This is a genomic window from Belnapia sp., from assembly GCF_059504005.1.
Genome location: NZ_JCACHU010000010.1, coordinates 141,195 through 161,108, shown reverse-complemented (window position 1 = coordinate 161,108; position 19,914 = coordinate 141,195). Strand labels below are relative to the sequence as shown.

Sequence of the window (19,914 nt, the reverse complement as noted above, 5' to 3'; positions counted from 1 at the left end):
CGCAACCCGCGGCCTCACGCCAGCGCGACCGGTGATCCTGACCCCGGCCTTGCCCGCATCAGGGCGCCGCGGCGAGCCTGTCCAGCACCAGCCGCAGCTTCCGCGCGAGCTGGTCGAAGCTGAAGGGCTTGGTCAGCAGGTCGACACCCGCATCCACCACGCCGTTGTGCACGATGGCATTCGGCGTGTACCCGGTGGTGTAGAGCACCCGCAGCCCCGGCCGCATCGCCCGCGCCTGCTCCGCCAGCGCCCGCCCGTTCATCCCCGGCATCACCACATCGGTGAGGAGCAGGGCCACGCCGTCGAGCTCCGCCAGCAGCTCCAGCGCCGCCGCGCCATCCGCCGCCTCCTGCACGGCATAGCCCAGCTCGCGTAGCATGCCGGCATGGACATGCCGCACCGCCGCATCGTCCTCCACCAGCAGCACCAGCTCCCGGCCGCCCGGCACCGCCTCGGCGGGCAGTGCCTCCGGCGCCGGGGCGGGCCCCTCGCCGCGATGCCGCGGCAGGTAGAGCTTCACCACGGTGCCCTGGTCGAGCTCCGAATAGATGCGGATATGCCCCCCGGACTGCTTGACGAAGCCATGCACCTGGCTGAGCCCGAGCCCGGTGCCGCGCCCCTCGCTCTTGGTGGTGAAGAAGGGGTCGAAGGCGCGGGCGATCACCTCCGGCGGCATGCCGGTGCCGGTGTCGCCGACCGCGACCAGCACATACTGCCCCGGCGCCACATCCGCCGCCGCCGCATAGGCATCGTCGAGCCAAGCATTCTGCGTCTCGATGGTGAGCTGCCCGCCCCCCGGCATCGCGTCCCGCGCATTGACCGCGAGGTTGAGCAGCGCATTCTCCAGCTGCCCCCGGTCGACGCGGCAGCGCCACAGCCCGCCGGCGAGGACGCATTCGAGGGCGACGGTCGCGCCGAGCGTCCGCCGCAGCAGCTCCTCCATCCCGGCGACCAGCGCATTGGCGTCGACCACGGCGGGCGCCAGCGGCTGCCGCCGGGCGAAGGCGAGCAGCCGGTGCGTCAGCACCGCCGCCCGCCTGGCACCATCCATCGCATGATCGACATGGCGCTCCACATCGCCGCGCCCATCGGCCAGCCGCCGCTTCATGACGTCGAGGCTGCCGATGACGATCGCCAGCATGTTGTTGAAGTCATGCGCGATGCCGCCCGTGAGCTGGCCGATCGCCTCCATCTTCTGCAGCTGGCGGAGCTGCGCCTCGCTGCGGTCGCGCCGCGCGATCTCGTCGCGCAGCTCGGCATTCACCAGGGTGAGCTCCCGCGTCCGCTCGGCGACCGCCGCCTCCAGCCGCTCATTCGCCGCCCGCAGCGCGGCCCCGCTCCGCATCGCCAGGTCGACCAGCAGCGCCATGCCGCCGGCGATGGCGAAGTAGATCGTCATCGCCATCCAGCCCGAGGGCGAGCCGAGGGCGAGCGTCTGCCTCGGCTCTATCAGGAAGAAGTTCGCCGCCAGCCCCGAGAGCAGCACCGCGGCGAGCCCCGGCCAGCGCCCGCCGAGGAAGGCGGCCGCCAGGATGCCCGGGAAGAAGGTGAGGAAGGGAAAGCCCTGCAGCCGCTCCGCCAGCGCGAGCCGCACGCCGAGGCCGAGCAGCGGCCCGAGCAGGGCCGCCGCATAGCCGATCGCGGGCTGCCGCCGCGCCGCCTCGCCGAGCGCATAGAGGCTCACGACCGCTGCGTCCTCCGCTGCGGCCCTTCCCGGGCCGGCCGATGCAATGCCGTTTCGAATACTCTGTCGGCAGCCCCGCCGGCCCGTCAAGCCGCTCCCGCTATTCGGCCATCACCTCCCCGGAGCCGCCGAACTCCTTCGGGAAGTCGCGCAGCTTCGGCAGCCCGTCCCGCATCGGCAGCACGGTCTCGGCATAGTTCACATGCAGCTGCGGCGCGAAGGGCAGCTCCGGCAGGGTGGCGGCGAACACGTCGATGGCGCCGAGCGGCGGGTGCTGCGCCATCAAGTGCCCGCCGCAGAGCCGGCAATACTGGCGGTGGCTCATCTCCGTCTTGGCGAAGGTGGCGACATGCTCCGCCCCCTTCACCACCTCGACCGCCTCCGGCGCCCAGATGGTGAAGGCATTCACCGGCCCGCCCGACCAGGACCGGCAGGAGCTGCAATGGCAATAGCCCATGGCCTGCGGCGCCCCGCTCACCCGCAGCTCGACGGCGCCGCAGAAGCAGGCCCCGCTATAGGTTTCGCTCATTGTCCTTCCTCCCATGCCGGAGGCCGCATCCTGCGGCACCCGGAGAGGAGAGGCTAAAGCCGCACGCCCTGGGTCTGGAAGTGGTCGGCTGCGCTCTGCTGGACCTCGGTGTCCAGCACGACGGCGGCGGCGATGGCGATGGCGGCGGCCGCCAGGACGCCGGCGAGGAAGGCTTTCACGACGAATCTCCGGCACTGGTTCCGTTGCCGTTTCCTATGGGTCCGCCGAGGCCAGAAGACAAGAGCCGCTCCGCCTCCGCGAGGTCCTCCGGCGCATTGGCGTTGAAGAATGGGTCGACCGGCGCCACGGGCCATTCCGCGCCCGCGCAGCCGAAGCGCGCCGTCCAGCGGTCGATCTTCTTCTCCCCGGCCAGCAGCGCCGCCCGCAGCTCGCCGCGCAGCGCGACCGGCCAAAGGGCCACCGGCGGATGCGTCCAGCCCCCCGAGGCGGCGCAGGCCATCGGCACCCCCGCCGCCCGCCGCGCCGCCTCCAGCCGCGCCAGCAGGTCCTCCGGCAGGAAGGGGCAATCCCCCGGCACCGAGAGCACATCCGTCACCCCGGCCTGCGCCGCCGCCCAGTCGAGCCCGGCCAGCACCCCGGCCAGCGGCCCCGGATGATCGGGCAGCGGGTCGGCTACGACCGGCAGCCCATAGGCCGCGAAGCGCCGCGGATCGCCATTCGCATTGATGACCATGCGCGCCACCTGCGGCCCGACCCGCGCCAGCACATGGTCGAGCAGCGGCCGCCCGCCGAGCAGCCGGAGCGGCTTGTCGCCGCCCCCCATCCGCCGCGCCAGCCCGCCCGCCAGCACCACCGCGACAGTGCTACTCATCGCGCCCGTTCTTCCGCCAGTGCTTCGCGCTCTCCTCCTCGACATAGGCGAGGTCGGCATCGAAGACGATGCGCTCCTCCCCCGAGAGCGCGGTGAAGCGCTTTCCCTTGCAGCGCCCGATCAGCATCACGCCCGCCTCCCGCGCCAGCTCCACCCCCCAGGCGGTGAAGCCGCTGCGCGAGACGAGGATGGGGATGCCCATGCGCACCGTCTTGATCACCATCTCCGAGGTGAGCCGACCCGTCGTGTAGAAGATCTTGTCGCCCGGCTCGCAGCCCGCGCGGAACATCCAGCCCGCGATCTTGTCGACCGCATTGTGCCGCCCGACGTCTTCCATATAGACCAGCGGCCGGTCGCGCTCGCACAGCGCGCAGCCATGGATGGCGCCCGCTTCCAGGTAGAGCGTCGGCAGCGTGTTGATCCGGTGCAGCAGCCGGTAGAGCCAGCTCGTCCGCAGCTCGGCGGGCGGCAGCCGGCGCGCCGCGAAATCCTCGAGCAGGTCGCCGAAGGCGGTGCCCTGCGCGCAGCCGCTCGTCAGCGTCTTCTTCTTCAGCTTCTCCTCGTAGTCGGTGCGCCGCTCCGTCCGCACCACGACGACGCCGAGATCCTCGTCATACTCGACGCCCTGGACCGCATCGTCGCGCCGCAGCATCCCCTGGTTCAGCAGGTAGCCGAGCGCCAGTTCCTCCGGCCGGTCGAGGATCGTCATCATGGTGACGATCTCCTGCCCGTTCAGGTACAGCGTCAGCGGCCGCTCGACCGTGACGCTCGCCTCGACCCGCGCCCCGGTCTGGTCGACGCCGGAGACCCGCCGGGTGAGGCGCGGGTCGGCAGGATCGGGCTGGAGGAGAAGCGGCGTTTCCATGGGCCGGAAGGTGAGGGGCCCTGGCCCCCGGCGCAACCCGCCCTTCCACCATACGTTGCCGGTCCGAAGGAGAGCCCGATGCCCAGCTACGATTTCCCCACCGAAGCCGGCCTGCCCGCCGCGCCCGAGGCGATCGACTCCCATCTCGACCGCCTCGGCCTGCCGCACCAGGGCATCCGCATCGCGCGCCAAGGCGAGACCGTCACCCTCGAAGGCCAGGTCCCGGATGGTGAGGCCGCGGAGCTCCTGGTCCTGGCCATCGGCAACCTCCAGGGCGTCGCCCGCGTGGTCGACAAGCTGACCCCCGCCCACACCCCAGGCCTGCTCGACAGCCTCGGCGCCTTCGCCAAGCTGCCCGCCGGCGCCGCCAGCACCGAGGCCGCCGAGACCGCCATCCACCAGGCCGAGATCGAGACCGGCACCCGCTTCGGCCCCGGCCGCAGCCTCTTCCACACCATGCAACCGGGCGAGACGCTGGCGACGCTCGCCGCCCGCCACCTCGGCGGCGACGAGCGCCGCCTGCTCGACGCCAATGCCCCGATCCTCGGCGGCAGCCTGCCGGGCCCTGGCATGGTGATCCGCATCCCGCCCGCCTGATCGCTACCCTGCTTAGCGTTCCCGCCCCCATGCCCTAAACACCGCGGGCATGGGCACCGAGATCGAACGCAAATTCCTCGTCACCTCCGGCGCCTGGCGCGCCGAGGCCGGCTCCGGCACCCGCCTCCGCCAGGGCTACCTGCATGCGGGCACGCCGGTGGTGCGCATCCGCCAGGCCGGCGAGCTGGCCTTCCTGACGATCAAGGGTCCCGGCCTGCTCGCCCGCGCCGAATACGAGTACCCGATCCCGCCCGAGGATGCGGCGGCGATGCTCGCCACGCTCTGCCCGCCCCCGGTCATCGACAAGACCCGCCACCGCCTCGCGCTCGACGGCCTCACCTGGGAGATCGACGAATTCGCCGGCCACCTCGCCGGCCTCGTCCTCGCGGAGATCGAGCTCGCCTCGCCCGACGAGCCCTTCGCCCGCCCCGCCTGGCTCGGCGCGGAGGTCACCGACGACCCCCGCTACCAGAACGCCGCCCTGTCCCGCGCCGCGGGCCCGCCCGGCTAGCTTTCGGCCTTCATCGCGCTCTCGTGCCAGCGCCGCAGCAGCAGGTGCTGCACCAGCCCCAGCACCGCGAAGATGGCGATGCCGAGCGCCGAGATCAGCGCAAGTGCGGCGAACATGCGCGGGATCTTCAGCTGGTACCCCGCCTCGAGGATGCGGAAGGCGAGCCCCGACCCCGTCCCGCCCGCCCCCGCGACGAACTCGGCGACGACGGCCCCAATCAGCGCCAGCCCGCCCGCCACGCGCAGGCCCGCTAGGAAGAAGGGCAGCGCCCCCGGCAGCCGCAGCAGCCACAAGGTCTGCCATCGCGTCGCCCCATAGAGCCGGAACAGCTCCACATGGTTGCGGTCCGCGCTGTTCAGCCCGAGCACGGTATTGGAGAGGATGGGGAAGAAGGCGACGATCCAGGCACAGACCAGCAGGCTGACGGTGACGTCGTCGACCCAGATCAGGATCAGCGGCGCGATGGCGACCACCGGCGTCACCTGCAGCACGACGGCATAGGGAAAGAAGGCCCGCTCCACCCAACGCGACTGCGCGAAGGCGATGGCGAGCAGCCCGCCCAGCGTCACCGCCAGCAGCAGGGCCAGCAGCGCGATCCTCAGCGTCACCAGCATGGAGGACCGGAAGAGCGGCCAGTCGGCGACCAGGGCCTGCGCGATGGCGACCGGCCCCGGCACCTTGTAGGCCGGCACTTCCAGCAGCCGCACCGCCGCCTCCCACCCCCCGAGCACCAGCAGCCCGACGAGGCTCGGCGCCAGCCAGTCCGCCCAGCGCCTCATGCCCGCATCGCCCCCTCCAGCGCCTCGGTCGTCCGCCGGCAGAGCGCCGCATACTCGGCCGAGGTGCGGAACCCCTCCGGCCTTGGCGCCGGTGCCGCGACGAGAACCTCCGCCGCGACGCGCCCCGGCCGCGCCGCCATGACGAGGATGCGCGAGGAGAGATAGACGCTCTCGAAGACCGAATGGGTGACGAAGACCACCGTCACCCCGCTCCTCGCCCAGAGCGCCAGCAGGTCGTCGTTCAGCCGGTGCCGCGTCAGCTCGTCGAGCGCGGCGAAGGGCTCGTCCATCAGCAGCAGGCTCGGCCGCGTCACCAGGGCGCGGGCGATGGAGACGCGCATCCGCATGCCCCCCGAAAGCTCGCGCGGATAGGCCCGCTCGAACCCGCCGAGCCCGACCTGGCGCAGCGCCTCCGCCGCCCGCTCCTCCTGCTCCGGCCGCGGCAGGGCGGCGAGCCGCAGCGGCAGCCGCACATTGGTGATGGCATCCGACCAGGGCAGCAGCGTCGCCTCCTGGAAGACGAAGCCCACCTGCCGCGAGGCCTGGCGCTCGATCCGCCCCGCGCTCGGCTCGGCGAGCCCGGCGATCAGCCGCAGCAGCGTCGACTTCCCGCAGCCCGACGGCCCGAGCAGCGACAGGAACTCCCCTGCCTCGATCCTGAGGTCGACGCCCCTGAGCGCCTCCGTCCCGCTGGCGAAGCGCTTGCCGACGCCGTCGAGGGCGACGAGCGTCACGCGAAGGGGGAAGGGAGGGAGCGCATCGGGATAAGAATGAAGGGAGGAAGGCGCGGGCGGCAAGGGCCGCCCGCCGCGGCGGAAGTCCCTTGCCTCCGGCTGCACATCCGGACTATAGGAAGATAATCAACTCCCGCTCTCCGCCTTCCGCCGCCGCCCCTCGATCACCCGCATCGCCTCCCACAGCACCTCCTTGGTGATGCCCTGCGGGGCGAACTGGCTCTCCACCCAGTCGGCGGAGGGCGCGATGACCGGCCGCACCATCATCACCCCGCGCTCCATGCGTACCTCCGCCTGCGACGCGCGCCCGAACGCTCCCCGCAAAGCGGTCGGGATGGTGATCTGCCATTGCGGCGAGATCCGGATGAGCATGCCCTGCCTCCATGCCGGCCCAGCGCCGGGACCGGCATAAAGGATTAAAGTCCTAGAATTGTCAAGGCAAAACGAGCCGGACCAGGGACTTCCGCGGCGCGGCCTTGAGCATTTTAGGCGCGGCCGATGCCCTTCCCGACCAGCCCGAGATCGAAGGCCCGCCGCCACTCCATCCCCTGCGGCACCACGCCCACCTGCGTCGCCGCCTCGTAGAGCGCGCCCCACCGCGCCTCCGTCATCGCCCCGATGCCGAGGCGCGCGGCATCGCCCGAGCGCACGATGCCCTCCTTGTTCATCATCTCGGTGCCATAGGCGATGAGGTCCTCGCCCATCTCCTGGTTCTGCTGGCGGATCAGCCGGTTGGCGCCGTCCGTGTCGAAGCCGCCGGCCTTGCCCTTCAGGTACTGGTCCCAGCCGGCCATGCTGGCATCGACGAAGCGCCCGATCACCTCGCGCCGCTCGGCCAGCGTCTTGGCCCCGACATTGATGGTGGTGCCGTAGTCCTGGAAGCCGCTGTCATGCACCAGCAGCACCACCGGCTCCACGCCCTGCTGCCGGATGGAGAAGGGCTCGCTCCCCAGATAGCCCTGCTGCACCACCCGCTTGTCGGCGAGGAAGGGCGCCAGGCTGAAGGTGTAGGGTCGCACCTGCTCGTCGCTCAGCCCGAATTTCTGCCGCACATAGGGCCACCAGGTGACACGCGGTTCCGCGCTGATCAGTACCGGCCGCCCCTTCAGAGAGGAAAAGCCGTCGATGCCCTGGCCCGGATGCCCGATCAGCACCACCGGGTCCTTCTGGAACACCGCGGCGACGCAGAGGAAGGGGATGCCCTCGCGCACGAAGCCCAGCGCCCCGAGCCCGTTGCCCATCGCCATGTCGACGCGCCCGCCGATCAAGAGCTGCGCCGGGTTGATCTGCGGCCCGCCCGAGCGCAGCTCCACTTCGAGCCCCGCCGCCCGGTACAGCCCCGCCGCCTGCGCCTGGTAGAAGCCGCCATGTTCGGCTTGGGCGCGCCAGTTTGTGACGAAGCTCACCTTGTCGAGCCGCGGCTGCGCCCGCACGGGGCCGGCCGCCACCAGCAGCGGCCCGGTGGCGAGGCCCAGCGCCACGCGGCGCGAGACGATGAAGCGGTTGGCGGTCATGGATCACTCCCCCTCGGTTCCGCAACAGAATGCCATGCCGCACCCCATCTTGCCCACCGCCGCAAGCCCCTGCACCCTGCGCCCCAAGACCTGCGAGAGGAATGCGCCGTGAACGGAGCCGAAAGCCTGGTGAAGACCCTGCTCGGGGGAGGGGTCGATGTCTGCTTCTCCAACCCCGGCACCAGCGAGATGCATTTCGTGGCAGCCCTCGACCGCATCCCCGGCATGCGCTGCGTCCTCGGCCTGCAGGAGAACATCGTCACCGGCGCGGCGGACGGCTACTGGCGCATCGCCGGCAAGCCGGCCTGCACCCTGCTGCATTGCGGCCCCGGCCTCGCCAACGGCCTGGCCGGCCTGCACGACGCCCGCCGCGCCCGCTCCGGCATCGTCAACATCGTCGGCGACCAGGCGGTCTACCACCGCCCCTTCGACGCGCCGCTGACCGCCGATACCGAGGGCTGGGCGAGGGGTGTCTCGGCCTGGACCCGCACCTCGACGCGCTCGGAGGATGTCGGCGCCGATGCCGCCACCGCCGTCCAGGCCGCTCGCACCTCGCCGGGCCAGATCGCCACGCTCATCCTCCCCTCCGACAGCTCCTGGAACGAGGGCGGCGTCGTCGCCCAGGCGCTCCCCGTCCCCGCCGCGCCGCAGGCGGACCCGCACGCCGTCCGGCAGGCCGCCCGGCTGCTCCGCGAGAAGAAGGGCGTGATGCTCCTGCTCGGCGGCCTCGCCCTGACCGAGGGCGCGCAGCGCCAGGCCCACCGCATCGCCGCCGCCACCGGCTGCCGGCTGATGGCCGAGGGGTCGAATGCCCGCACCCAGCGCGGCCAGGGCCGCCTGCCGCTCGACCGCGTGCCCTATGTGGTGGACCAAGCGCTGGCCGCGCTCGCCGATGTCCAGCACCTCGTCCTGGTCAATGCGAAGGAGCCGATCGGCTTCTTCGGCTATCCCGGCAAGCCGAGCCGCCTCTACCCCGCCGATGCCTCTGTCCATGTCCTGACCCGCTACGAGCAGGATGCGGAAGCGGCGCTCGCCGCACTGGCCGATGAGCTCGGCGCCCCGGCCGCCGCCATCCCCTCCGCCGGCGCCCGGCCGGAGGCGCCGCGCGGCGCCCTCTCGCCGGAGGGCCTTGCCCGCGCCGTTGCCGCACTGATGCCGGAAGGCTCGATCGTGGTCGACGAATCCGTCACCTATGGCCGCGGCTTCTTCCCCGAGACGGTGGCGGCGCCGGCGCATGACTGGCTGCAGAATTGCGGCGGCGCCATCGGCTACGGCATCCCCGTCGCGGTCGGCGCAGCCCTGGCCGGTGGCGGCCGCCGCGTCATCGGCCTGCAGGCCGACGGCAGCGCCATGTACACGGTCCAGGGCCTCTGGACCCAGGCGCGCGAGAAGCTGCCGGTGACGACCGTGCTGCTCTCCAACCGCAAGTACCAGATCCTGCTCGGCGAGTACCAGAATGTCGGCGCCAATCCGGGGCGGACGGCGATGGACATGCTCGACCTCGGCAACCCCGATATCGGCTGGGTCCAGCTCGCCAATTCCATGGGTGTCGAGGCGGCGCAGGCGACGACGCTCGAGGCGCTCGGCGACCTTATGGCGCAGAGCTTCGCCCGCCCCGGCCCCTTCCTGATCGAGCTGATGATCTGACGACATGGACGGCCCGCGCCTCGAGACCGCGCGCCTCCTCCTCCGCCCGCCGCGCGAGGAGGACCTCGCCGGCTGGATCGAGCTGATGGGCGACGAGGCCTCGGCCCGCTTCATCGGCGGGGTGCAGACCCCGCTCGGGGCCTGGCGCGGCCTCGCCACCGTCGCCGGCTCCTGGGCGTTACACGGCTTCGGCATGTTCTCGGTGATCGAGCGGGAGACGGGGCGCTGGATCGGGCGCGTCGGCCCCTGGCGGCCGCATGGCTGGCCGGGCGCCGAGGTCGGCTGGGGGCTGGTCCGCACCGCCTGGGGCCAGGGCTATGCCGAGGAGGCGGCCCGGGCCGCGATCGCCTGGAGCTTCGGGACGCTCGACTGGCCGGAGGTCATCCATGTGATCCGGGCCGAGAACGCGCCCTCCCGGGCGCTGGCGGCGCGCCTCGGCTCGACCTGCCGCGGCCTCGGCAGCCTCCCCGTCCCGCATGAGGGCGAGTACGAGATTTGGGGCCAGTCCCGCCGCTGAGGCCTCAGGCCTCCAGGAAGCGCCGCGCGCCCTCGAACAGCACCTCCATCCCGAGCGCCAGGTCCTCCCGCTTCGTGTCCTCCGCCCAGTGATGGCTGATGCCGCCGATCGAGGGGACGAAGAGCATCGCCACCGGCATGACGCGGGCGAGGATCTGGCTGTCATGGATCGCCCCGCTCGGCATCTCCGCCCAGGCGCCGGGGCAGAGCGCCTCCGCCGCCTCGCGCAGCGCCGCCCGCATCGCCGGGTCGCAAGGGGAGGGGGCGGTCTGGCTGATCGGCTCCAGCACCGCGGGGCAGCGCTCCCGCCGGTTGCTCTCCTGCACCACGCGGCGGAGGCAGTCCTCCATCCGGTCCATCACCTCGGGCGACAGGTCACGGAAGGAGAAGACGATCTCGGCCCGCCCGGGGATGATCATCGGCGCGTTCGGCTCGAGCAGGATGCGGCCGGTGGTCCAGACGCTGCGCTCGCCGGCGGCCATCGGCATTGCCGCATCGAGCGCCGCCAGCAGCCGCACCGCCGTGAGCCCGGCATCCCGCCGCTCTGCCATGGTGGTCCCGCCCGTGTGGTCCTGCTGGCCGGTGACGGTGATCCGCCAGGAGCGGATGCCGACGATGCCCGTCACCACGCCGATGCGCATCCCGGAGCGCTCGAGCTGCGTTCCCTGCTCTATGTGTAGCTCGAAGGCCCCCTTGTACCGCCCGGGCTCCAGGTGAAGCCGCGGGCACCCGGCGAGCCCCGCCTCCCGCAGCGCCTCGCGCAGCGGCCTGCCGTCATGGCGGTTGCGCGCCGCATCGAGCTCCGCCTCATCCACCGCGCCGGTGAGGCTGCGGCTGCCGAGGAAATCGCCCCAATGCCCCTCCTCATCCGCATAGGCGCAGACATCGACCGGCAGCCCGGCGCGGGCGAGCTCCAGCGCCGCGACCACGCCCAGCACGCCGTCCAGCCAGCCGGCCTGGTTCTGCGTCTCGATATGGCTTCCCGCCAGCAGGTGCGGCCCGGGCCCGCGGTGGCGGCCGAGGACATTGCCGAGGCCGTCGATCCGCGCCTCGAGCCCCGCCGCCTCCATGGCCCCGGCGAGCCAGCGCCGGCTCTCCATGTCCTCGGCGCCGAAGGTCGGGCGGTGCACGCCGGTGCGGCAGGTGCCGATCTGCCGCAGCCGGTCCAGATCTGCGAGAAATCGGGCGGTATCGAGAGGCACGGGCGCGCTCCTTCACGGCAGGCGACGCGGCGATGCTACCCGGTCGACGGGGAGGTTCCGCAACTCGTCTTATTCGCGAGATTTATCACCCATAAAGCGTATAAGAGATGGCCTAGGTTTCAGGTTTTGCCCAATGTCTCTGTAAGTCCAGGCCGTGCATGATGCATCATGACGGAGCCGGACCAGCCCGGCCGCAAGGCGCTGCCAGAGGCACGCCGGGGAACGACGGAAAAAAACGCTTCGCCAGGTCCGGGAACGCCATGAACGCCACACACCTGCCGCCGCCGAAGGGGACCGATGGTTTCGCATCGACGGTGGACGCCTTGAGCCTGCAGGCCGCCGCAGCCCAGAAGCCGCTGCCCGAAGCCAGCGCGGCGGCTGCCCCGCAGCCGGCCCCGGAACCGGCCGAGGCGCCGCGCGGCCGTGGCAGGCTCTGGCTGGCGCTCGGGCTGGTCCTCGCCGCGGCGGCCGGTGGCTACTACTGGTACGACCAGTCCCGCAAGGCCGCCGGGGCCATCCCGACCTCCCCCGCCGCCACCCAGACCGAACCGCTGACCCAGGGCGAGTTCCGCCTGTCCGATACCGAGATGCGGGCGCTCAGGATCGAGGAGATGCACTCCCACGCCTTCCGCGCCGAGCGCGTGGCGGAAGGCCGCATCGCCTACAACGAGGACCGCTCCACCCCCGTCTTCTCGCCCTATAACGGCCGCGTCGTCCGCGTCCTGGTCCGCATGGGCGACGAGGTGAAGGCGGGCGACACCATCCTCGAGATCGAGACCACCGACCTCGCCGGCGCCGCCAACGACCTGCTGTCCGCCTCCGATGCCGCCAACAAGGCCCGCGCGACGCTCGACCAGGCGCGGCGCGAGGAGGCGCGGCAGGTCAGCCTGTTCGGCGCCCGCGCCGCCTCGCAGCGCGACGTGGAGCAGGCCCGCACCGCCGCCATGACCGCCATGGCCGACCTCCGCAGCGCGGAGGCGACGCTCTCCGCCTCGCGCGACAAGCTCCGCGTGCTCGGCCGCAGCATGGACGAGATCGCCCGGATCGAGCAGACCCGCATGGTCAATGCCGTGGTGCCGGTGAAGGCGCCGATCGGCGGCACCGTCGTGCAGCGCCGCGTCGGCCCGGGCCAGTGGCTCTCGACCGGCGCCTCCGACCCGGTCTTCACCATCGCCGACCTCTCCACCATGTGGCTCGTCGCGGCGGTGCGGGAGCTGGACGCGCCGATGATCAGGATCGGCCAGCCGGTCGATGTCAGCGTCGGCGCCCTGCCGGGCCACCGCTTCGAGGCGCGCATCGCCACCATGGGCACCGGCCTCGACGCGACCACGCGGCGCCTCACCGTCCGCGCCGAGGTGCTGGACCCCGAGCACCTGCTGAAGCCCGAGATGTTCGCCACCTTCCGCATCTCGGTCGGCGAGGGCGAGCAGAATGTCGGCGTCCCCGTCAACTCCATCATCTACCGCGGCGCCGAGGCGAGCGTCTGGCTCGCCCTCGACGACAACCGCTTCATCCTCCGCCGCATCAAGCCCGGCATCCGCTCGGGCGACATGGTGGAGGTGACCGAGGGGCTGAAGGCGGGCGACCGGGTCGTCACCGGCGGCGCGCTCTTCATCGACCGCGCGGCGCGCATCGACTGAGCCGCCGCCGCAAAAGCATGGCCGCCAGGAGGCCATCCGGGGCAGAATAAGAAGCCGGCTGCCCCGGCAATGTCGGAAAGACCAGCATGCGTCAGATTGTCGCCTTCTCCCTCCAGCGCCGGCCGCTGGTCATTCTCCTGTTCTTTACCTTCATCATCGTCGGGCTGGTCGCCTTCACCAAGCTGAACATCGAGGCCTATCCGGACCCGGTGCCGCCCCAGGTGGTGATCATCACCCAGAACCCGGGGCAGAGCGCCGAGGAGATCGAGCGCTACGTCTCCATCCCCGTCGAGGTGGCGATGGCGGGGCTGCCCAACCTCACCTCCGTCCGCTCGACCAGCCTCTTCGGCCTCTCCGACGTGCGGGTGCAGTTCAACTTCAACTACACCTACGACCAGGCGCTGCAGCAGGTGCTGAACCGGCTCGGCCAGCTCAGCGGGCTGCCGGAGGGCGTGCAGCCGCAGATCAGCCCGCTCTCGCCGATCGGCGAGATCATGCGCTACCGGCTGATCGGCCCGCCCGGCTACTCGCTCGCCGACCTCAAGACCCTGCAGGAATGGGTGCTCGACCGGCGCTTCAAGCGCGTCCCGGGCGTCGTCGACGTCACCTCCTTCGGTGGCCTGACCAAGAGCTACAACGTCGTCGTCGACCTCAGGCGGATCGCGGCCCTCGGCCTGACCCTGCCGCAGGTGATCCAGTCGGTGCGGGCGGGCAATGCGACGGTGGGCGCGGGCACCATCCGCATCGGGCCGCAGGCGGCGGTGGTGCAAGGGATCGGGCTGATCCGCGGCCTCGACGACATCCGCAGCGTCGTCGTCTCGGCCGAGGGCGGCGTGCCTGTCCTGCTCGGCGACGTGGCGACGGTCGAGATCGGCAACCTGCCGCGGCTCGGCATCGCCGGCCAGGAGAACAACGACGACGTGGTGCTGGCTACCGTGCTGATGCGGCGCGGCGAGCAGACCCTGCCGACCATCCGCGGCGTGCAGGAGGAGGTGGCGCGGGTCAACGCCGGGGGCGTGCTGCCGCCCGGCGTCAAGATCGTGCCGCTCTACGACCGCGAGGACCTGGTGAAGATCACCACCCGCACGGTCGTCCACAACATCATCGAGGGCGTCGCCCTCATCCTCATCATCCAGTGGCTCTTCCTCGGCGACTTCCGCGGCGCCCTGGTGGTGGCGGCGACGGTGCCCTTCGCCTTCCTCTTCGCGATCCTGCTGATGATGGCACGCGGCGAGAGCGCCAACCTGCTCAGCCTCGGCGCGCTCGACTTCGGCCTCTTGGTGGATGCGACCGTCATCATGGTCGAGAACATCTACCGCCACCTCGGCCTCAGCCGGAACCCGGCGCACCGCTACATCGCCCCGGCCAATTCGCGGGAGCTCTCGGGCCTGTCGCTGACCGTGCTGCGGGCGGCCGGCGAGGTCGACAAGGCGATCTTCTTCTCGGCGCTGATCATCATCGCCGCCTTCATCCCGCTCTTCACCCTGGGCGGGATCGAGGGGCGCATCTTCGGCCCGATGTCGAAGACCTATGCCTATGCGATCATCGGCGCGCTGCTGGCGACCTTCACCATCACGCCCGCGCTCGCCGCCGCCCTGCTGCGCGAGGACAGCAAGGAGCGCGACACGCTGCTGGTCCGGGCGCTCCGCTGGGGGCACAGCCGGCTCTATGCCGCGGCGATGCGGGCCCGCGCCCTCTGCCTGCTGCTGGCGGCCGCGCTCTTCGCCGGCTCGCTTCTCCTGATGGCGCAGCTCGGCGCCGAGTTCCTGCCGACGCTGGAGGAGGGCAACCTCTGGGTCCGCGCTTCCATGCCGGGGACGATCAGCCTCGAGGAGGGCAACGACACGGTCAACCGCATCCGCCGGACGCTGATGGAGTTCCCCGAGGTGATCACCGCCACCTCGCAGCAGGGCCGGCCGGATGACGGGACGGACAGCGCCGGCTTCTTCAATGCGGAGTTCTTCCTCCCCCTGAAGCCGCCGGACGCCTGGACCACGGCGCCGAACCGCGACGGGCTGGTCCGCGCCATGCAGGAGCGCCTGTCCGGCCGCTTCGTCGGCGTCGAGTTCAGCTATTCCCAGGCGATCAGCGACAACGTCCAGGAGGCGGCCTCCGGCGTGAAGGGTGCCAATGCCGTCAAGGTCTACGGGCCGGAGCTCGACATCATCGCCCGCAAGGCGGAGGAGATCCGCCATGTGATGGCGGGCGTCGAGGGTGTGGCGGACCTCGCCGTCTTCCGCTCGCTCGGCCAGCCGACGGTCGCGGTGCAGATCGACCGGGCGCGGGCGGCGCGCTACGGGCTCGCGGTCGACGACGTGAACGAGGTGGTCCAGGCGGCGATCGGCGGGCGCGAGGCGGGGCGGCTCTACGAGCCGGGCGGCGACCGCAATTTCCCGATCGTCGTGCGGCTGGACGCGCCCTACCGCGACAGCCTGGAGGCGATCGGGCGCATTCCCGTCGGCGGGCTGCGCGGGGCGACGCTCTCCGACGTGGCGGAGATCAAGCTGGTCTCCGGCGTCTCCTACATCTACCGGGAGGATGCCTCGCGCTACGTGCCGATCCGCTTCAGCGTGCGCGGGCGGGACCCGGCGAGCACCGTCGCCGAGGCGCAGGCCCTCGTCGCCGCCCGGGTGGAGCTGCCGCCCGGCTACCGGCTCGACTGGCTGGGCGAGTTCCGCAACCTCCAGGAGGCGATCGGCCGGCTGCTGGTGGTGGTGCCGGCCGCGCTCGCGTTGATCCTCGTTTTGTTGTACGTGCAGTTCAACACGCTGCGCGAGACGCTGCTGGTTTTCGGCATCGTACCGATGTCGATCACCGGCGGCATCGCGGCGCTGGCCGTGGCGGGGCTCAACTTCAGCGTGCCGGCGGCCATCGGCTTCCTCGCGCTCTTCGGCATCACCGTGATGGAAGGCATCATCATGCTCTCCCATTTCAACCACCTGCGGCTGGAGGGGATGCCCTGGCGCACCGCGCTCGACCAGGCTGGGCGGGACCGGATGCGGCCCGTCTTCATGACCTGCTTCGCCAGCTTCACCGGGCTGCTGCCGATGGCGCTGGCGACCGGCATCGGCGCTGACGTGCAGAAGCCTCTGGCGCTGGTCGTGGTGGGTGGGATCGGGCTGGTGCCGCTCTTCATCCTGGTGGTCTTCCCGGCGATGATCGACCTCTTCGGCAAGCCGCGGCATATCCGCCGGGCCGAGGCGGCGGCCCCGGGCGGAGCGGTGCGGGCATGAGGCTGTCCTTCCGCGCGGCCCTGCTCGGCTGCGCCCTGCTCTCCGGCCTTCCCGTCCAGGCTCAGACGCCTCCCGCCGCACCGCCGCCGGGCATGATGCCGCTGCCGATCGGGCCGGGCGCCCGCCCGCTCTCCCTCGACGAGGCGGAGGCGGCGCTTGTCGAGCGCAACCTCGCCGTGATCGCGGCGCGGCGCGGGGTGGACGCGGCGCGGGCGCAGCGACTGGTGGCCTCCTCGCGGCCGGCGCCCACCGTCTCGGTCGGCAACAGCTTCGCCCAGTTCGGCGAGACGCGGAACGGCGCGCTGCGCGGCGCCCGCTACCTCAGCCCGGCGAAGAACATCAGCGTCGGCCTCACCGTCCTGGTGGAGCGCGGCGGCAAGCGGACGCTCCGCACCCGCTTCGCCGAGCGGCAGATCGAGGGGGCGGAGGCGCAGGTGCTGGACGCGCTGCGCACCCAGCTCTTCCAGCTCCGCCAGGCCTTCCTCGGCGCGCTGCTGGCGCGGGCCAACCTCGAGGTCGCGCTCGGCAACCGGGCGAGCCTCGACCGGACGGAGCAGCTGCTGCGGCGACAGTTCCGCGACGGCGCCATCCCCGAGGGCGACCTGCTGCGCTTCCAGGCGAGCCGGCTGCAGTTCGAGGGCGACGTGACGAGCAACGCCCAGGCCTATGCGGCGGGCATCGCGGCCGTGGCGGCGCTGCTCTCGGCCGATCCGGCGGTGTTCACGCCGGGGGCGGGGACGCTCTCCTCGCTCGGCATCAACCCGGCGGCGACGGGCGCGCTGGCGCCGCCGCCCGGGCAGCAGGGGCGGACGGGGACGCCGGCGGGGCCGGCCAGCGCGCCGACCGCGGTGCGCACCATCCTGTCGCCGGTGGCCTTCGACGTACGCGGCCGGTTCGACGCCGTCCCCGATCTCGGCATCGGGCGGGAGGCGCTGGCGCAGGGCGTGCTCAGCCGGCCCGACGTGGTGGCGGCCGAGCGGCAGGCCGCCGCGGCGGCGGCCAACCGGCAGCTCGCCGAGGCGAGCCGCTCGCGCGACGTCACGGTGGATGCGGGCTGGAGCCGCTCGGCGCTGTCGCAGGACCTGCCCGATTCGCGGGACCGGCTGGATGCCCTGAACAGCTTCGGCCTGCAGCTCTCGGTGCCGATCTTCACCTCCCGCATCGTCGAGGGAAACATTGCGGCGGCGGCCGCGCAGCAGGGCCAGGCGGATGCGCTGTCGCGGGCGACGCTGCTGCAGGCGCGGGCCGAGTTCGCCGCGGCCTGGGCGGGGGTGGAGCAGGCGCGGGCGCTGCTGAACCTCTATGCCGGCGGCGCGCTCGGCCGGGCGGAGGAGGCCTATCGCAGCACCGAGCAGGCCTATGTCGCCGGCGGGCGGACGCTGCTCGACGTGCTGGATGCGCTCCGCGTGCTGAACGCGACGCGCGTGCAGGCGAACCAGGCGCGCTATGCCTATCTCCTGGCGCTGTCCCAGCTGGAGCAGGCGAGCGGGGTGTCGGGCGTCGCGCCGCGGCTGTAGGCTTCCCGCCCTGAGCGGGAGGAATACGCCATGGAGATGGGGATTGCCGGCAAGCGGGTGCTGGTCACCGGCGGGTCGAAGGGGATCGGCCTTGCCTGCGCCGGGGCCTTCGCGGCCGAGGGATGCGACCTGGTGCTCGCCTCGCGCGACGCGGCGGCGCTGGAGCGGGCGGCGGAGGGCATCCGCGGGCGGCACAACGTCAACATCGCCATCCATGTGGGGGATCTCGGCGATGCGGGGGCGCGGGAGGCGCTGGCGGCGGCGCATCCCGACATCGACGTGCTGGTGAACAATGCCGGCGCCATCCCGGGCGGGACGCTCGCCGATATCGACCTCGCCCGCTGGCAGGAGGCCTGGGCGCTGAAGGTCTTCGGCTACATCCATCTCTGCCGGCTCTATGTGCCGCGGATGGAGGCGAAGGGTGCGGGCACCGTCGTCAACATCATCGGCATGGCCGGGCGGGCGCCGCGGGCGGACTATATCTGCGGCGCCTCGGGCAACGCGGCGCTGATCGCCTTCACCGCGGCGCTCGGCGGCAAGTCGACCGACAAGGGCGTCCGCGTGGTCGGCATCGCGCCGGGGGCGACGATGACGGACCGGATCATCGCCCTCTCCAAGTCGCGGGCGAAGACGAAATTCGGCGACGAGGGCCGCTGGGAGGAGATGCTGGCCGGGCTGCCGCTCGGCCGCGCGGGCAAGCCGGAGGAGATCGCCGACCTCGCCGTGTTCTGCGCTAGCCCCCGCGGCGGCTACCTCTCCGGCACGACGATCGACGTGGATGCGGGCGCGCAGTTCAGGGGGTAGCGCGCGTCCCAAGCAGGGCGAAGAAGGCGCCCTGCGGGTCGAGCCCGTGCAGGATCCAGGCGCCGCCCGGCACAGCCATCGGCCCGTTGGCCACCTGGCCGCCGGCGGTGCGGACCCGCTCGCCTGCCGCGTCGATGTCACCGGCGACGATGTAGAAGGCCCAGAAGGGGCGGGGAATGGCGGACGGGCGGTTGAACATGCCGCCGATCGCCGGGCCGCCGCTGGGGCCGAAGGTCTGGTAGGTGCCCATCGGGCCGATATCCACCGCCTCCAGCCGCTGCCAGCCGAAGAGGGTGGCGTAGAATTCGAATGCGGCGGGCCAGTCGGTCGCCGCCAGCTCGTTCCAGCCGACATGGCCCGGGCTGCCCATGGGCGGCGGCGGCAGGGTGCCGGCGAAGAGGGCGAGGACGGCACCTTGTGGATCGACGATCACGGCGAAGCGGCCGATCTCGATGGCGCGGGGCGGCACGAGGATCGTGGCGCCAAGCGAGGCGGCGCGGGCGAGGGTCTCCTCGAGGTCCGCGACCAGCACATGGCCGATCCAGCCGGGGAGGGTGCCCTTGGCGCGATCCTCCGGCGTCAGCGGGAGGAGGCCGGCGGCGGGCCGGTCCTCGGCGGTGAGGAGGGTGTAGGGCTGGGCCTCGGTCGAGGCGTCGCGCCTGCCCCAGCCGGCCACGGCGCCATAGAAGGCGGCCGCGGCGGCGGGGTCGGGGACCATCAGCTCGTGCCAGGCGAAATACCCGGTCATGGCGCCGCCTCCAGCGCCTCGACCAGCAGGCCGAGCAGGCGGGTGCCGAATTCGCGCATGTTGGCGATGCGGTCGCGATGGCCGGTCTCGACGGTGAGCGTCCGCGCCACGGGACCGGCGACGGCGAGGCAGGCATGGCCCGCCGGGTAGCCGTAGCGATTCCCCGCGGGGCCCGTAGCGCCGGTCTCGCCGAGGGCCCAGACCGTGCCGAGCTGGGCGCGCATCCCCTCCGCCATCATCGCCGCATAGGCTTCGGTGGAGGGCGGGACGCCGTTCAGCCGCTCGGGCGGGATGGCGAGCAGGGCCTCACGCGCCGTCCGCGTGTAGACCACGGTGCCGCCGAGGAAATAGGCCGAGGCGCCTGGGACCGCGAGCAGCGCGGCGGAGACCAGGCCGCCGGCCGAGGACTCGGCGACGGCGATGGTCTCGCCGCGGGCCTTCAGCAGCGCGCCCGCGCGGGCGGCGATGGGCAGCAGGCTTTCCATGGCGGTCCTCCCCGGGAGCGCAGGAGAGCCGCCGCATCGGCCGGCCGCAAGGGGAGATTGACCGCGGGGGCCGGCGC

20 protein-coding genes are annotated in these 19,914 nt (G+C 72.2%); 8 read left to right on the top strand and 12 right to left on the bottom strand.

Annotated elements, in window-relative coordinates; translation table 11 throughout:
• Positions 1-58 precede the first annotated feature (58 nt).
• The 5 genes from AC5JJ1_RS01770 to fdhD form a co-directional block, all read right to left on the bottom strand.
• Positions 59-1,684 (bottom strand): ATP-binding protein, encoded by a 1,626-nt coding sequence (locus AC5JJ1_RS01770; RefSeq protein WP_495783381.1) that lies wholly within the window; start codon positions 1,682-1,684, stop codon positions 59-61.
• Positions 1,685-1,784: 100 nt separating this feature from the next.
• A complete protein-coding gene (locus tag AC5JJ1_RS01765) occupies positions 1,785-2,213 on the bottom strand; it encodes a GFA family protein (protein ID WP_495783380.1) in 429 nt (142 codons plus the stop codon).
• A gap of 53 nt (positions 2,214-2,266) precedes the next feature.
• Positions 2,267-2,392 carry a hypothetical protein gene (locus AC5JJ1_RS01760; RefSeq protein WP_495783379.1) on the bottom strand — a complete coding sequence of 42 codons (126 nt, stop codon included), beginning with the start codon at positions 2,390-2,392 and terminating at the stop codon, positions 2,267-2,269.
• Positions 2,389-3,045, bottom strand: a complete 657-nt coding sequence (gene mobA / locus AC5JJ1_RS01755) for a molybdenum cofactor guanylyltransferase MobA (RefSeq protein WP_495783378.1) — start codon at positions 3,043-3,045, stop codon at positions 2,389-2,391. Before mobA ends, AC5JJ1_RS01760 begins: the two co-directional genes overlap by 4 nt.
• A complete protein-coding gene (fdhD, locus tag AC5JJ1_RS01750) occupies positions 3,038-3,910 on the bottom strand; it encodes a formate dehydrogenase accessory sulfurtransferase FdhD (protein ID WP_495783377.1) in 873 nt (290 codons plus the stop codon). Before fdhD ends, mobA begins: the two co-directional genes overlap by 8 nt.
• A 78-nt stretch (positions 3,911-3,988) precedes the next feature.
• On the opposite strand from fdhD, the gene AC5JJ1_RS01745 reads away from it, so the two are divergent.
• Both AC5JJ1_RS01745 and AC5JJ1_RS01740 read left to right on the top strand, forming a co-directional pair.
• Complete coding sequence (locus AC5JJ1_RS01745; RefSeq protein ID WP_495783376.1) at positions 3,989-4,507, top strand: BON domain-containing protein; 519 nt, start codon at positions 3,989-3,991, stop codon at positions 4,505-4,507.
• A 49-nt stretch (positions 4,508-4,556) separates the two neighbouring features.
• Complete coding sequence (locus AC5JJ1_RS01740) at positions 4,557-5,018, top strand: CYTH domain-containing protein (protein WP_495783375.1); 462 nt, start codon at positions 4,557-4,559, stop codon at positions 5,016-5,018.
• On the opposite strand, the gene AC5JJ1_RS01735 is transcribed toward AC5JJ1_RS01740, so the two are convergent.
• From AC5JJ1_RS01735 to AC5JJ1_RS01720, 4 genes are all read right to left on the bottom strand, one after another.
• Entirely contained in the window at positions 5,015-5,797 is a 783-nt protein-coding gene (locus tag AC5JJ1_RS01735; protein ID WP_495783374.1) for an ABC transporter permease, read from the bottom strand. The genes AC5JJ1_RS01740 and AC5JJ1_RS01735 overlap by 4 nt on opposite strands.
• Positions 5,794-6,531, bottom strand: coding sequence for an ABC transporter ATP-binding protein (locus tag AC5JJ1_RS01730; protein WP_495783373.1), 738 nt, complete (start codon positions 6,529-6,531; stop codon positions 5,794-5,796). The genes AC5JJ1_RS01735 and AC5JJ1_RS01730 overlap by 4 nt, the downstream gene beginning before the upstream one ends.
• 126 nt (positions 6,532-6,657) lie before the next feature.
• Positions 6,658-6,903, bottom strand: coding sequence for a hypothetical protein (locus AC5JJ1_RS01725; RefSeq protein WP_495783372.1), 246 nt, complete (start codon positions 6,901-6,903; stop codon positions 6,658-6,660).
• 113 nt (positions 6,904-7,016) lie between these two features.
• Positions 7,017-8,045 carry an ABC transporter substrate-binding protein gene (locus AC5JJ1_RS01720; RefSeq protein ID WP_495783371.1) on the bottom strand — a complete coding sequence of 343 codons (1,029 nt, stop codon included), beginning with the start codon at positions 8,043-8,045 and terminating at the stop codon, positions 7,017-7,019.
• Positions 8,046-8,153: 108 nt separating this feature from the next.
• On the opposite strand from AC5JJ1_RS01720, the gene AC5JJ1_RS01715 reads away from it, so the two are divergent.
• Complete coding sequence (locus AC5JJ1_RS01715) at positions 8,154-9,692, top strand: acetolactate synthase large subunit (RefSeq protein ID WP_495783370.1); 1,539 nt, start codon at positions 8,154-8,156, stop codon at positions 9,690-9,692.
• 4 nt (positions 9,693-9,696) lie between these two features.
• Positions 9,697-10,209, top strand: coding sequence for a GNAT family N-acetyltransferase (locus AC5JJ1_RS01710; RefSeq protein WP_495783369.1), 513 nt, complete (start codon positions 9,697-9,699; stop codon positions 10,207-10,209).
• A gap of 4 nt (positions 10,210-10,213) precedes the next feature.
• On the opposite strand, the gene AC5JJ1_RS01705 is transcribed toward AC5JJ1_RS01710, so the two are convergent.
• On the bottom strand, positions 10,214-11,410 hold the full coding sequence (locus AC5JJ1_RS01705) for a Zn-dependent hydrolase (RefSeq protein ID WP_495783368.1): 1,197 nt from the start codon (positions 11,408-11,410) through the stop codon (positions 10,214-10,216).
• Between the two features lie 260 nt (positions 11,411-11,670).
• Here AC5JJ1_RS01705 and AC5JJ1_RS01700 point away from each other — a divergent pair, with 260 nt between their 5' ends.
• From AC5JJ1_RS01700 to AC5JJ1_RS01685, 4 genes are all read left to right on the top strand, one after another.
• Complete coding sequence (locus AC5JJ1_RS01700) at positions 11,671-13,050, top strand: efflux RND transporter periplasmic adaptor subunit (protein WP_495783367.1); 1,380 nt, start codon at positions 11,671-11,673, stop codon at positions 13,048-13,050.
• A gap of 86 nt (positions 13,051-13,136) precedes the next feature.
• Positions 13,137-16,283, top strand: a complete 3,147-nt coding sequence (locus AC5JJ1_RS01695) for an efflux RND transporter permease subunit (protein ID WP_495783366.1) — start codon at positions 13,137-13,139, stop codon at positions 16,281-16,283.
• Positions 16,280-17,800 carry a TolC family protein gene (locus tag AC5JJ1_RS01690; protein WP_495783365.1) on the top strand — a complete coding sequence of 507 codons (1,521 nt, stop codon included), beginning with the start codon at positions 16,280-16,282 and terminating at the stop codon, positions 17,798-17,800. The genes AC5JJ1_RS01695 and AC5JJ1_RS01690 overlap by 4 nt, the downstream gene beginning before the upstream one ends.
• 30 nt (positions 17,801-17,830) lie before the next feature.
• Positions 17,831-18,604: a short-chain dehydrogenase/reductase gene (locus AC5JJ1_RS01685; RefSeq protein WP_495783364.1), complete on the top strand. Its 774-nt coding sequence runs from the start codon at positions 17,831-17,833 to the stop codon at positions 18,602-18,604.
• On the opposite strand, the gene AC5JJ1_RS01680 is transcribed toward AC5JJ1_RS01685, so the two are convergent.
• Positions 18,594-19,352 (bottom strand): VOC family protein, encoded by a 759-nt coding sequence (locus tag AC5JJ1_RS01680; protein ID WP_495783363.1) that lies wholly within the window; start codon positions 19,350-19,352, stop codon positions 18,594-18,596. The genes AC5JJ1_RS01685 and AC5JJ1_RS01680 overlap by 11 nt on opposite strands.
• Positions 19,349-19,837, bottom strand: coding sequence for a CinA family protein (locus tag AC5JJ1_RS01675; protein ID WP_495783362.1), 489 nt, complete (start codon positions 19,835-19,837; stop codon positions 19,349-19,351). The genes AC5JJ1_RS01680 and AC5JJ1_RS01675 overlap by 4 nt, the downstream gene beginning before the upstream one ends.
• Positions 19,838-19,914 lie beyond the last annotated feature (77 nt).